General features: G+C 62.5%; 15 protein-coding genes. 1 reads left to right on the top strand and 14 read right to left on the bottom strand.

Going from position 1 to position 12,900, the window contains the following annotated elements:
• Nucleotides 1-14: 14 nt before the first annotated feature.
• Nucleotides 15-983 (bottom strand): hypothetical protein, encoded by a 969-nt coding sequence (locus C7G41_RS29365; RefSeq protein ID WP_106945796.1) that lies wholly within the window; start codon nucleotides 981-983, stop codon nucleotides 15-17.
• An 819-nt stretch (nucleotides 984-1,802) separates the two neighbouring features.
• On the opposite strand from C7G41_RS29365, the gene C7G41_RS29355 reads away from it, so the two are divergent.
• On the top strand, nucleotides 1,803-2,573 hold the full coding sequence (locus C7G41_RS29355) for a response regulator transcription factor (RefSeq protein WP_199198673.1): 771 nt from the start codon (nucleotides 1,803-1,805) through the stop codon (nucleotides 2,571-2,573).
• Between the two features lie 175 nt (nucleotides 2,574-2,748).
• On the opposite strand, the gene C7G41_RS29350 is transcribed toward C7G41_RS29355, so the two are convergent.
• The 13 genes from C7G41_RS29350 to C7G41_RS29290 form a co-directional block, all read right to left on the bottom strand.
• Nucleotides 2,749-3,207 (bottom strand): hypothetical protein, encoded by a 459-nt coding sequence (locus C7G41_RS29350; protein WP_018453988.1) that lies wholly within the window; start codon nucleotides 3,205-3,207, stop codon nucleotides 2,749-2,751.
• Nucleotides 3,204-3,716 carry a flagellar biosynthesis protein FlgN gene (locus tag C7G41_RS29345; protein ID WP_106945794.1) on the bottom strand — a complete coding sequence of 171 codons (513 nt, stop codon included), beginning with the start codon at nucleotides 3,714-3,716 and terminating at the stop codon, nucleotides 3,204-3,206. Before C7G41_RS29345 ends, C7G41_RS29350 begins: the two co-directional genes overlap by 4 nt.
• Before the next feature lie 42 nt (nucleotides 3,717-3,758).
• Entirely contained in the window at nucleotides 3,759-4,238 is a 480-nt protein-coding gene (locus C7G41_RS29340; RefSeq protein WP_199198672.1) for a rod-binding protein, read from the bottom strand.
• Nucleotides 4,235-4,654 carry a hypothetical protein gene (locus C7G41_RS29335; protein ID WP_106945792.1) on the bottom strand — a complete coding sequence of 140 codons (420 nt, stop codon included), beginning with the start codon at nucleotides 4,652-4,654 and terminating at the stop codon, nucleotides 4,235-4,237. The genes C7G41_RS29340 and C7G41_RS29335 overlap by 4 nt, the downstream gene beginning before the upstream one ends.
• Before the next feature lie 6 nt (nucleotides 4,655-4,660).
• On the bottom strand, nucleotides 4,661-5,413 hold the full coding sequence (fliR, locus tag C7G41_RS29330; protein WP_106945791.1) for a flagellar biosynthesis protein FliR: 753 nt from the start codon (nucleotides 5,411-5,413) through the stop codon (nucleotides 4,661-4,663).
• On the bottom strand, nucleotides 5,410-7,491 hold the full coding sequence (flhA, locus tag C7G41_RS29325; RefSeq protein WP_106945790.1) for a flagellar biosynthesis protein FlhA: 2,082 nt from the start codon (nucleotides 7,489-7,491) through the stop codon (nucleotides 5,410-5,412). The genes fliR and flhA overlap by 4 nt, the downstream gene beginning before the upstream one ends.
• A 94-nt stretch (nucleotides 7,492-7,585) precedes the next feature.
• Complete coding sequence (gene fliQ, locus C7G41_RS29320; RefSeq protein WP_106945789.1) at nucleotides 7,586-7,852, bottom strand: flagellar biosynthesis protein FliQ; 267 nt, start codon at nucleotides 7,850-7,852, stop codon at nucleotides 7,586-7,588.
• Complete coding sequence (flgD, locus tag C7G41_RS29315; RefSeq protein WP_106945788.1) at nucleotides 7,849-8,271, bottom strand: flagellar hook assembly protein FlgD; 423 nt, start codon at nucleotides 8,269-8,271, stop codon at nucleotides 7,849-7,851. The genes fliQ and flgD overlap by 4 nt, the downstream gene beginning before the upstream one ends.
• A gap of 14 nt (nucleotides 8,272-8,285) precedes the next feature.
• On the bottom strand, nucleotides 8,286-8,696 hold the full coding sequence (flbT, locus tag C7G41_RS29310; RefSeq protein WP_106945787.1) for a flagellar biosynthesis repressor FlbT: 411 nt from the start codon (nucleotides 8,694-8,696) through the stop codon (nucleotides 8,286-8,288).
• Nucleotides 8,696-9,040 (bottom strand): flagellar biosynthesis regulator FlaF, encoded by a 345-nt coding sequence (flaF, locus tag C7G41_RS29305; protein ID WP_106945786.1) that lies wholly within the window; start codon nucleotides 9,038-9,040, stop codon nucleotides 8,696-8,698. Before flaF ends, flbT begins: the two co-directional genes overlap by 1 nt.
• A 67-nt stretch (nucleotides 9,041-9,107) precedes the next feature.
• The gene (locus tag C7G41_RS29300) at nucleotides 9,108-10,154 is read right to left on the bottom strand and encodes a flagellar hook-associated family protein (protein WP_106945785.1); all 1,047 of its coding nucleotides are present in this window, start codon (nucleotides 10,152-10,154) and stop codon (nucleotides 9,108-9,110) included.
• A gap of 3 nt (nucleotides 10,155-10,157) precedes the next feature.
• Nucleotides 10,158-11,636, bottom strand: coding sequence for a flagellar hook-associated protein FlgK (gene flgK / locus C7G41_RS29295; RefSeq protein WP_106945784.1), 1,479 nt, complete (start codon nucleotides 11,634-11,636; stop codon nucleotides 10,158-10,160).
• A gap of 34 nt (nucleotides 11,637-11,670) precedes the next feature.
• Entirely contained in the window at nucleotides 11,671-12,897 is a 1,227-nt protein-coding gene (locus tag C7G41_RS29290) for a flagellar hook protein FlgE (RefSeq protein WP_106945783.1), read from the bottom strand.
• Between the last annotated feature and the right edge of the window lie 3 nt (nucleotides 12,898-12,900).

The raw sequence follows: 12,900 nt of genomic DNA, 5'->3' as shown, positions 1-12,900 counted from the left end.
AAGGCGGCCCTCGATCAGGGCGTTGCCTTGCGCGACGAATAGATGACGCCCCCGCTGGACTCAACCACCAGACGTCCGTTCTCGTTTCTGATCTCCTCGATGCGGCCAAGGCCGGGCACCTGTTGTCCCAGCACCGCCTCGACGACGCCGTTGGGGCCTTGCAGGATCGCAATCCCCTCGTAAGCCTGGCGGACCGACCAGCCCTTGACCGTCTTGCGCAACGCCGAAATGCGCTCGGACGGAGCTACGGATCCCGTGATCTCGGGCGTAGCGGCCGAAGCCATCATCGGCATTGGCTGTGAGACGACGGGCGCCGGAGCCTGCGTCTGCGCCTGGGCAAGCTTGTCGAGCTTCACCGTCGAGGACGAGCTCACCCGTTCGATGCGGTCCAGATTCTCGCCAAAACGGCCAAAACGGTCATTGGTCGCCTTGCTCGATTGATCGACCGCGGTGCGCAGGCCGTCGAGATTATCGGACACGCCCGACACCTGCCTGCGCAGTTGCGCCACCGTCTCGCGCAGATTCCTGATCTCAGTATTGGCCGCGACGTTGCTCTGGGCGGGCTGCGTGGTGAGATAGGCGATCACGCCGGTGCAGGCGCAGACCACCAGGATCGCAGCGACCGCCAATGTCGCGAGCGGCGCGACCCATGTCGGACGCGGCGGCGGCGGCTTGGCCACGATCACGGCCGGCTTGATTACGGTCGGCGTAAGCTTGGGGATTGCCATCTTGTCGAGGCGCGCCTTGGCGCGAATGCGCTTCAAACCCTCGAGCGCCTCTTTCGCCAGAGCTTCATCGCTCGCTGCTGCCGACGCAGGCTTGGTGTTCGCAGCAGGCTTGGTAGTCGCAGAAGGCTTGGCAGTCGCAGAAGGATTGGCGGTCGGCGCCGAATTGTCCCTGGCATCGCGCGTCTCCGCAGCCGGCTTCGCCGCTGCGGAAACATCGGCGGTCGCGTTGGGACGAGCTTGTCCATCGGACAACATGCGAGAATGCTCCGTTCGGTTCGATCTGTCGAACGGTGACATTATTTGTCGAAGCTTGTCTGGAACGTGCGCGTCGAAAACTTTTCATCGGGCACGATGCGACGTCACATGAGTCAAACGCGTCACGCACGTGGCGAGAGTGCGACTCGAAAGACACACCCTCGCCAAGATTTCGCCAAGCTGGAGTCGCCTCGCCATACATGAGTCGAATTGTCGCATGTGGAAACTCGCCGAGGAGAGTCAATCCCGGGTTGAAAACCCCTCAATGTGCATGAAGCGCAGCACCACCCAAAATAGCTGTAATCATACGGGGATGCGGAACTTTAGAACCGCCACGGTGCAAAACTAGTTCGAATTCCAAATCAACTGTTGCGATTGAACATACAAAGAAACAACTCGAAACAAACCAACAGCATCAAGCACGTGTAGCAATCGCTTAGTTGCGGACGCTTGATCGGAAATCGGCAATTGTTACGGTCCTACTCAAGTGATTCTCGCCACTTGGCGAGGGGATCGACACAGTACAGCAGCGTTCGGACGCGATGAGCAACTTGGCGCAACTGTTCTAGGTCGCTTTCTCAATCCGCTCCGCGAGGTGATCCGTAAGACACCCGCCGAGCCTCACGCAGTAAGCGTTCAGTATCGAGTCGAAGTAGCAGGCCTGCGAGACGCAGGCACTGAATGCGTAGGGCTGCCCGCGAATATCGAAACCATAACAACGGTTCGCGGGAAGGAATATCGTCAAACAGCACAGTTGCCGAGCCGGGCATCACAACAACGAACCGGCCGCAACAAGTGCGAAACAGGGGCGAAAAACTGATGTATATTATCGTTGATGATCGCGAGAGCGTCACGAACAGCTATGTCGGAGGGCTCGTTCGCGAAGGTGTATCGTCGATCGGCTTCTCCTCCGGAGAATTCTGGGACTGGCTGCAGTCTGCGAGTGAATCGGATCTGGCGGCGGTGGACGCCTTCCTCCTCGGGGATTGCGACACCCGCGGAAGCCTGCCGCGGGCGATGCGCAAACGCTCCTCGGCTCCCATCATCGCCATGAGCGGCCAGAAGATGCTCAAGAACACGCTGGAGCTCTTCGAGTCGGGCGTCGATGACGTCGTCCACGTGCCGATTCATCTCCGCGAGATCCTCGCCCGAACGGCCGCAATTGCGCGCCGCCGGGTCGGGGAACTGCCGAGGCCCTGCGAGACCAGGATCCAGGTCTTCTTCAACGGACGTGACCCCGAGATCGCTGGCCACGCTCTCACCCTGCCCCGCCGCGAACTGCGCATTCTCGAATATATGGTCAGCAACCACGGCAAGTGGGTCACCAAGACGCAGATCTTCAACGCGGTCTACGGCATCTTCGAAGCGACATTCGACGAGAGTGTAATCGAGAGCCACGTCAGCAAGCTGCGCAAGAAACTCCGCGACCGCCTCGGCTTCGATGCGATCGTGGCCCGGCGTTATGTCGGGTACCGCCTCGACATCCCGGCCGGCGAAACCATCGACGTGCCGATGCAGGAACTCGACGAGGTCGGCATCCTGTTGAACAGGGCGCATGCCGCTCCGACGGCGTATCCGGCCGGAAACTGATCGGCAGCGCGCTGCCACGAAACCGACAACGGCCTCTGCGAACCACCTTCGCAGAGGCCGTTGTACTTTCAGCGACGTCAACGGCGAACAGAGGCGCGGCAGTACCGACGCTGCGGCTCGCGTCCAAATATGATTCTAGCGCTGCGCTTCTGATCCAATCAGAAGCGGTAATAGCCTAGGGCTTCTGCTGGAATTCTTCCTTCGACACGTAATTGAAGTCCTCGACAAGGACATCCTGGACAACTTCGGCCTGCATTCGCTCGTTGACACGCTGCTTGATGGCCGTCGTGAGGATGGAGAGGTCGTAACGGGCGAGTTTTCTGAAATCGAGTCGGTCGTCGGCATAGATCCTGCGGAAGGCTTCATCGACGACGAACGGCTCGGGCGGAACGTTGAGCTGGTGCATGGTCCGCGCCTCCACGGTGTAGACGAAGCGAGCGACGATGTAGCCCTGCACGTTGCCACTCTCGACCATGGGTACGCTCAGGGCGCGCGTCTTCTGGTACTGCAGCCCGTCGAGATATTCGTCCTTTGCAGGCAGCAGGCTGCCATTTTCCTTCCAATAGGCCACGGCATAACTCGTTCCCGCGGTGAGGATGCATACCCAGAGCCCGGCCAGCACGAGTCTGATCATTTTCCGTCCTGTGCTGCGCGACCGGTATAGGTGCCGTCCGACTCGGCGTCCTTGATGGCCTTGACGATGATGGTCGCGACCTCGCGCACCGCATCGTAATGCATTTCGAGGATGGCACGGTTACGCTCGAGCTTCTCGCGCAGCCGCTGGATCTCCTCGGTGATCTCGACCTCGCCGCCGAGATGCATTCGTGCCCGCATCAGGCGGACGAATTCCAGCATGCTCCGGCTCTTCCGGGCGCTGAACTCGTCGAAGTCGATCTTCTTGCCCGTCGCGAGTGCGGCCGTCTCCTCTTCGACGATGCCTTCGAGCCGGCGGATCGCAGCCAGCAGGCCGCGTACCTCGTCCGATCTCGCCGCGTCCGCGCCGTCGTTCGTCACCTGGCCACCGACATTCGGCAGCAGCACCGGCAACAGGGCATCCCCCGACACGGCCGCCGTCGTCATCGCCTCGGTGTCCACGGCCGGCTGTTCCATCACCATGGCCGCCGCGCCTTCTTGTGCCTGCATAGGAAATTCACCCTTCAACTTCTGTCATCCATTCCCGAATCGTCATCCGGCCTTGCCCGTAGCGTCCGGCCCCGCCGGATGCGCGGCAGCGAGCTGCTTGGCAATGCCAATGCCCTTGCCCTTCGCCAGCTGAGCACCAAGTTGCTCCGCCAGCATCGACTTCCAGACGCCGCCGGCCGTGCCTTTTCCAAAGACCTCCTCCGACTCCTTCGGCAACATCGTCTCGACGAAGGTCTGGAGGATGAAGGCCTCGAACTTGCGGTACACTTCGCCGGATGCCGGCGCCTTGATCACCTGCACCGGCGCCCCGTTCACCGCACCCGACTGCGGTTCCGAGACCTTCGTGGCGGATTGATCGGCAGCCGCCGCCTTGGCCTTGCCGGCCTCCGCATCCATCGTGGCGGCGAAATCCGTGTCCGATGATTTCAGCGCGTCGAGCTTCGCGGTGGCCGCGCGCTGCGTCACGGGATCGGCGGCGTCGAGGACGTCGAGAACGAGGTCGGGTGTCGCTGTCACGATCATGTCTTGTTCCGGTTGGCTGGCCGAGGCGTCCACTCGCGCACGGTGAGGCTTGTTCCCGTCATCTCCTCGAGCGATCGCTTCTCGGCGTCGCGAAGCTTGTCGGCGAGCGCCGCCTTCGCGACCTGCTCGAATTGCTTTACACGCCGGCTCTCCGCGCGAACCTGGTCGAGCTGTTGCGAAGCCTGTGCCTGAATCGCGCGCGCCCCGACGCTGGTGCTAGTCAGGCGTCGCGCGATCGATTCGCTCGATGACCCCGCCGGCGGCTTCCCCTCGTTGAGAGTTCCGACCAGCCATTCCTGCTCGTCCTGCAAGCTGCGCTCCTGCTGCCGCAGATGCGCGAGCTGCCACTCGGACAGCCGGAGCTGGAGCTTCACGAGCGAGACCATCCGGCCGAGCTTGTTCGCGCGCGACGTCATGACCGATCACTCCGCCAGCCACGACGAGACGCCGAGCATGAATTGCGTCAAGAGTTCGTCGCTGGTGAGGTAGAGCAGCAGGAAGCCGCCGAACAGCACGAAGGGAACCGAGATGAAATAGACAGGAATCGCCGGCGTCAGCTTGTTGATCAGGCCGACCGCCAGGTTGACGATGACCGAATAGACGATGAAAGGGCTGGCGATCCGCAGCGTCAGCACGAATGCCTCCGACAGCCGGCCGACGAGCTGGTCGAGCGGCATGCTGCCGCCGAGCCGGTCGCCCGGATGCCAGACGTCGTAGGAATTCATCAGCCCGCGCAGGACCTGCCAATGCTGGTCGGTCATGAAGAACAGCGTGGTGACGGATGTCATGATCAGCGGCACCAGGGCCGGCGCCGGATCGGTGTCGCCGACCGGCGTCCCCGGGATGTTGCTCAGCCCGATGGCACTCGCCATCACGGTGGCCATGGTCTGGAGTGCGAGGAAGAACACGCGACCGCCGAGCCCGATGACGCTGCCGACCACGAGCTCGGAGCAGATCAGGAGCGCGAGCGTCAGCGGCGCCGCGTTATCCGTGAGAGGTTTCAGGACGGCGATCAGGATCGGCGTCAGCGCAAACGTCGTGACGAGCGCGACGAATAAGCGGACCTGGGCCGGAACGTTGATGCTGGAATAGCCGGGCACCAGCATCAGGCAGGCACCAATGCGGCAGAACACGATGAACGTCACCAGCACACTGTCGGTGAGGCCGCTGATCACGATATGGCTCCGAGTGCCCTGATCTCGGTGCTGCGCGCGACTTCGACATGCGACAGGATCGGCAGTGTCGGAAATACCCGCTCCAGGATCATCCGGACGTAGGGCCGCGCTTCCGGGGTCACCGCCAGCACCACGCTGGTGCCGTTCTCGGTGAATTTGCGGATCGCGGCGCTGGCTTCGGTCGCAAACTGCTCGATCAGGCGCGGATCGGCGTCGAATTCGACGACGTCGCCCTTGCCATCGCGCTTCAGGCTCTGGTGGAACGCCAGGTCCCAACGGTTACCGAGACGGACGACGTTGAGCACGCCATTGTCGGAGAGATCGCCGCAAATCTGCTGGGCAAGACGCGTCCGCACATGCTCTGCCACCTGCTCGGAGCGCCGCACGTGGGGCGCGATCTCGGCGATGGCTTCGAGGATCAGATGGAGGTTGCGGATCGACACGCGCTCGGCCAGCAGGATCTTCAGGATCGCCAGCAGCCCCGAATACGATATCTGCGACGGGCAGAGATCCTCGACCAGCCGCTTGTACTCGGGATCGAGCCGGTCAAGCAGGCCGCGCATGTCCTTGTAGGAGAGGAGCTGGGCCAGGTTGGCCCTGATCACTTCGCTCAGATGCGTGAGCAGCACCGACAGATTGTCGACCGGCTTGCAGCCCTGACGCTTGACCTCGTCGGTGAACGCGTCCGTCACCCACAGCGCCTTCATGCCGAAGGCCGGCTCGATCACCTCTTCGCCGGGAACGTCGGGCTTGCCGTCCTTGTCGACGAGCACCAGCACTTCGCCGAGCCTGAGCTCGCCCTGGGCGACGCGGGTGTCGTGGATCCGGATCTGGTATCCCTTGGGATCGATCGACAGATTGTCGGTGAGCTTGATCTCGGGAACCACGAAGCCGTACTGCTTGGCGAACTTCTTGCGGATCTTGGCCACGCGGTGCGCCAGCTCGGTGCGCGACCCCAGCAGATGGACCGAGAGGTGGCCGCCGAGCGCCAGCTCGATTTCCGCGGTCTTGAGCGATTCCTTCACGGATTCCTTGGCTTCGACCTGGGCGCGTTCGTCGGCGTTGCGCGCATCTTCCTTCTTCCTCAGGGCTGCCTGCCGCCTCGGCAGCGAGTACCCGACGAAGGCCATGACGCCGCCGAGCAGCAGGAAAGGCGCCGTCGGCAGCCCCGGCATCAAGGCAAGCACGAACATCATCAGCGCAGCCGCCGACACCGCGCGCGGATAGCCGCCGAGCTGCCGCAACACCGCCTGCTCGGCGGACCCCCTGGTGCCGCCCTTCGAGACGAGCAGGCCCGCCGACAGCGACACGATCAGCGCCGGCATCTGCGTTACCAGACCATCGCCAACGGAGAGCTTGGTGTAGACGTCGGCGGCGCGCGCCAGCGTCAATCCGTGATGTGTCACGCCGATGATGATACCGCCGAAAATATTGATCGCGGTGATGATCAGGCCGGCGACGGCGTCGCCGCGGACGAATTTCGAGGCACCGTCCATGGCGCCGAAGAACGCGCTCTCCTCTTCCAGCTCGCGGCGCCGGCGCTGGGCTTCCTTGTCGTCGATCAGGCCCGCGGACAGATCCGCGTCGATCGCCATCTGCTTGCCGGGGATGGCATCCAGGGTGAAGCGGGCGCCGACTTCGGCGATACGCGTTGCGCCCTTGGTGATCACGACGAAGTTCACCGTGACCAGAATGGCGAAGATGATCAGGCCGATGACGAAGTCACCGCCCATGACGAACTTCGAGAAACCGGCGACGACATGGCCCGCGGCGTTTTCCCCCTCCCCGCCGCGCGACAGGATCAGACGGGTCGTTGCAACGTTGAGCGCAAGCCGCAGGATCGTCGCGATCAGGAGCACGGTCGGGAAGGCCGAGAAATCGAGCGGCCGCTGGATCCACAGCGCGACCATCAGAATCAGCGCCGACAGCGCGATCGAGAATGCGAGGCCGAGATCGATCAGGATCGGCGGTATGGGCAGGAACAGGATCGTGAGCATGGCCACGATGCCGCCTGCGAAAAAGGCGTCGGCGCCCAATCGTCGCGGGGTCGGCAGGCTAGCAGCTAACGTATCGGCCATGGGTCACCGGCAGAGGATCCGGCCCGTAATCTGCCGTGCAAAGCTTACGCGGGGGTGGTGGCAGGGGTGGCAGAGGTGGCCGGGACCGTCCGGATCAGAAGCCGCGCTCGATGTGCGAATAGACCATCTCGGTGAAGGTGGAGAGATGGGCTCCGATGAAGGAGCCGGAGACGGCAACGACCAGGAGAATGACGATGATCTTCGGAACGAAGGTCAGCGTCACCTCCTGGATCTGGGTCAGCGCCTGGATCAGCGCGATGAGGGTGCCGACCAGCATCGCGGCACCGACGGCGGGCCCGGAGGCAACGATGATGGTCCAGATCGCCGCCTGGACGATGTCGAGAGCATCCCGTTCGTTCATGACTGGCTGATCGTGAGACCGGGGCCGATCGCAACTTTCGTACCGTTCTCGAGTGTTGCGACGGAGCCGTCGCTGTTGATGGAAACCGAAGCGACCTTGCCGCTGAAGCTCGCTCCGGTCGAGTCCGTGAAGCTGACGGTCTTTCCGATCAGCCCATTGGCCTGCGACAGCGACTGCGAAGACAGCAGAGCGTCGAGCTTGTTATTGGTCTGCATTGCCTGCTCGACCGACGAGAGCTGCGCAAACTGGCTCATATATTGCGAGGTATCCATCGGATTGGTCGGATCCTGATTCTTCATCTCCGCAATGAGGAGCCGAAGAAACGTGTTGTAGTCGACGCCGGTGCTCGACGTCGACGTCGTCGAGTTGGTCGAACTGGACGACTTGCTGGTGCTGTCGGTCGCGCTGGTGACGTTCATGTATCTCTCCGCTGTCAGGCAGCCTCGAATGGGGACTCGATCTTGGCGCCGGCCAGGATGGCCTGCTCCACTGGAAACAGTGCCCGGATCCGTTTGAGCGCCTCGAAGTAACGGGTCGCTCCGACCAGGTTGTCCACCGCGCCAAGCCCAACCAGCATCTCCTGGCTCTCGCACACCGCGAGCAGGGCCGCGTGATGCTGCCCGTAGAGAGCCGAAGCATCCCGAACGTCGGTCGGATTCATCAGCATGAGCTGGACGATGAAATAGAGCTGCCGCAGCGCCGTGGTGGCGTCGGAGGCCTGCATGATCTGCCCTTCGAGCAGGAACATCACGTCGTTGACGAGCTCGAGGGAGACCTTGCGGTCCACGCGCAACACCGCGCCGTTGATGTAGACTCGTTCGCCCGCTCGCAAGGATATCTTCATCAAAGAGCGTCTCGGATCAGGCGGTTGATTTCGATGAGCTGCATCACGTCATTCGACCTTTCTTCGCGAAGGCGGTCGGCTTCCTTGACGACCCACAGGCCGATCGAGATGATGTCGGCGCGCAGCTTTTCCGGAAGCCCGTTTTCCGGATGCGCGAGATCCTCGATGAAGATCGTCCACAGCCGCCGCACATAGAGCAGGCTCTCGACCAGATCCTCGAGGCTGAAGCGGTCCTTCTGGATCCGCTCGAGCCGGTCGATGCCGAGGCTGAGCGCCTGCCGCTCGCGGCCCCGCGCCTCATAGCCGCTCTCATCGACGACCGATTCATAGGCTTCAAACGTCATCAGGACAACTCTGCGCAGGAGACCGAACAACAAGACAAGGGTTACGAACCTTACGAAGGAGCTGGACTCAGAGATAGTTGATGAGGCTGATCTTCTGGAGCTGCGAGGTGAGTGCAAGTGCCGTCTGGATCTGCGTCTGCAAGGTGTTGACCCTGACCGACGCCTCCGTCGGATCCACCTTCTCTATACCGACGATCTGATTGTTCAGAATGTCCTGCTGTGTCTTGAGCTTGTCGGTTGCCGAGGTGATCCGCTGCTGGACCGTACCGATGTTGCCGCCGAGGGTCGCAAGGTCACTGATTGCGTTTCCGACAAGGCCGATGGCCTTGTCCACGACGACCTGGAACGTCGCTTGATCCAGGCTGGCGTTTCCGAGATCCGCCATCATGGTGTAGGCCTCGGCGAGCTTGCGGAAGCCTGTTTGATTGGCGCTAACGGAAGTATCGGCGATCTCGGTCGTGGAGATACGGCTTTGCATGACCTGGTCGGTCGCCGATGACCAATTGGTGTTCCAGGCCGGGCTCGCGAACTCGGCATCGAAGGTGGTGTCGAGAAAGGTCTGCATCTGGGCCGGAGTGATGCTGCTCACGCTGGGCGATGATTGCGAAAAGCCGAAGGTCGCAAGAAAGTCGGCATCGACCTGGTTCTTGCTGGCCGAGCCCGCGGTGTAGGCCGTGATCGGTGTGTTCTGCGTGTTGATGCCCGAGAAGAGAGACGAGCCGTTATAGGAAACGTTCAGCGCGCCGATCAGATCCTGGAGATTGGAGGACGCAGGCGGCAGGATGATCCGGCCGCCGCCGTCGGTACTGCGAGCCGCGATCAGATCTTTGAGGAAGTCCGCTGCGGTCGAACCAAGCTGGGTGATCCGGCTCTGGGTGATGTCCAGGCGCCCCGAGACCAGCCCGTTGGTATCGACGAGCTGATCGGCGAAGCTCATGTCCGCCCGCAGGCTGACGTCGCTTCCCGTCGTGGCGCCAAGCTCGAGGCCGACATCGGCAAAGCGGCCGGTGGTGGCTTCCTTCGAAGCCTTGGCCAGCGCGGCCTGATTGTTCGTGATCGAGGACCTCAACGACGAAGACAGCATCAAGGTCGAGATGTAGTTCGCGCTCATCATGACTTAATTTCCCACGGCAGCCAGCAGGCTCTGCAGCATTTCGTCGACGGTCGAGATGATCTTCGACGAGGCCGAATAGGTGCGTTCGACCTGGAGCATCAACGACATCTCGTCGTCCATGTTGACGCCGCTGACGTTCGACAGCGCCGCGGTGCTGCGGTCGAGCAGCGTTTTCTGGTAGGTGACGTTGGAGTCCGCGGTCTTGCGCTGGTTTTCGATCCAGCTCGTCGACGACGACGCGAAGTCGATCAAGCTGCCGCTCGGCTTGCCTTGCGTGGTTGCATCGAACGGCTGCGACGCATCCATGGCGCCGATGAGTTGCTGCAGCCGGACCGAGTAACCGCCGTTGCCGGCGGTATTGTATTGGTATGCAACGTTGCCGCTGATCGCGCCGTCGCGCAGCAGATTGGGATTGCCGCCCTGGGCCGGATCGACCGATACAGCAACCGAAATCGTACCAGCGAGGCCCACCAAGACGGTGGCGCTCGCCGGCATCGCCGGCGCGCCGGGATAGGTGAAGAGACCGGGGACGTCGGGCAACGTCGGAACAGGCGACTGGTCACTTTCCTTGAAGGCATTGACTAGGCCGCGCGCGATTTCGTCGAGCTGGCTCTGATAGGTGACTGTGTCCTGGTCACGCAGTTGAGCGAGGCCCGCGAGCTTGCCTGATTTCAGCGGCATCACTGAATTGGCGCCGGTCACCGGCACGCCGTCGACATAGACCGCATTGCCGGTCGTACCGGCTGTATAAGCGTTGGTGGGCGCGAAACTCACCGTACGCGCCGACTTGTCGAACAGGACGGCGCCGCTGTCAGTATAGAGCGCCGCGTCTCCGTTGGGACGGGTCGACATCGTGACGCCGAGCTCTTGCGATAGCTGCGAGACGATGCTGTCGCGCTGGTCGAGGTAGTCGGTGATGTCGTCGCCGGAGATCGTCCCCTTCACGATCGCGGTGTTCACGGTCTGGAACTGAGAGAGCAACCGATTGATGTTTTGAACCGACGTATTCATGTCGGCGTCCGCGCCCTCCCGGACCGACTGCACGGTCTGGGTCGCCTGGTTGAGCGTGACCGCCATGTCCTTGGCGGAGGTCACCGCCGCCTGCGCCAGCGTGGTGTTGTCCGGGGCGTTGGCATATTGCTGCAGCGCCTTCTTCAGCGCATTGAGCTGCGCCGTCGGCGACTGGTCGAGCTCCGGATCGTCCACCGTGGCAGATGCGATCTTCTGGAGACCGTCAAGGATCGCGCTCTGCTTGGCCGACGTCGAGGTTGCGGTCAGCACGTTGGTGTAGAGACCCGAGCTCGCGGCGCGCTGGATCGCCGCCACGTAGACGCCGGTTCCCGGGAGGTTGTCCAGCACGGCAATCTTGCGCGAATAACCCGCGGAGCTGGCACCGGCTATGTTGCGCGAGATGACCGACGACTGGATGCCCGACGCCATTAACGAGGAGCGGGCGGATTCGAGAGCGGCGGTAAGGTTCATGATCTGCTCTTGCCGGGGACGAGCGCTGAAGAAATCAGCGCTTCAGGTTGACGACGACGTCCAGCAGATCGGCGCCGGTCTGGAATGATTTCGAGTTTGCGGTGAAACCTCGCTGCGCCTCGATCATCGAGGTCAACTCGTCCGCGAGATCGACGTTGGAATCTTCCAGGGCACCCGACTGGATGGTGCCGAGCCCGCCCTGGCCGGCGAGGCCGACCTGCACGTTTCCGGAATCCAGGTTCGGCGAGTAGACGTTGCCGACTTCGGGCGTCAGATGGTCCGGGCTCGGAACGGTCGCGAGCGCGATCTGAAAGCTCGGCAGCTCGGTGCCGTTCTTGAGCACCGCGGTGACCACGCCCTTGTCGTTGATGTTCACCTTCTCGACCGCGGATGGAGCGTTACCATCGACCGTCGCCTTGAAGTCGAAGCTGGAGGCGACCTGGGTCATGGCCGACAGGTCCATATTGAAGGACGAGCCGCCGGGGATGGTCACAGTGAGCGATGTCGGGCTTGCGGCGGCCAGCTTGCCCTTGCCCGCCGCGGTGACGTCAAAGGTGAATGTATTGAGACCGCCCGCCAGCGCGGTGCCTGTCGATGAATCGTAGAGCTGGATCTGCCAGGTGTTCGCGGCGGTTTTCGCTGCATACACGTCGACCGTCACGGCGTTGCCGATGTTGTCGTACGTGACGACCGAGGTCTTCGACGTATAGGCGCCGGGACCGGGCGGGCCCGCGATGATCGCAGCGCTCGGATCGAGATTGGCAGCGACAGTCGCCTTGGTCGATGGCGCGGCCTGCAGCGCCAATTGGTTGACGTTGATGACCTGGAGACCGCCGAAGCCATTGGCGGCGACGGTGGGCGTGGCGCCGTTTGCGATGTTGTAGCCCATCAGCTGGAAGCCGGCGGAATTGACGAGATTGCCCGTGCTGTCGGGCACGAACGCGCCGGCGCGCGTCAGGAAACTGTTGCCGTTCGGATCCTGCACGACGAAGAAGCCGTTGCCCTGGACCGCGAGATCCGTCGCCGAGGTCGTGAACTGGTAATTGCCGGCGTCGGAGATGGCGTAACGCACCGTGGTCTCGACCGCGCCGGAATCGTAATTGCCCGAACCGCTCTTCAGGATCAGCGAGGAGAACTCGGTCGAAGCCCGCTTGTAGCCGGTGGTGTTGACGTTGGCGATGTTGTCCGAAACCGTCGACAGCTTATTGGACTGCGCGTTCATCCCGGAAACGCCGGTGCGCATAACACCATACAGGCTCATGAA

The organism is Bradyrhizobium sp. MOS002 (assembly GCF_003020115.1).
Taxonomy (GTDB): domain Bacteria; phylum Pseudomonadota; class Alphaproteobacteria; order Rhizobiales; family Xanthobacteraceae; genus Bradyrhizobium.
The sequence above is the reverse complement of the archived record's forward strand: the minus strand, read 5'-3'. Positions and strand labels throughout refer to the sequence as shown.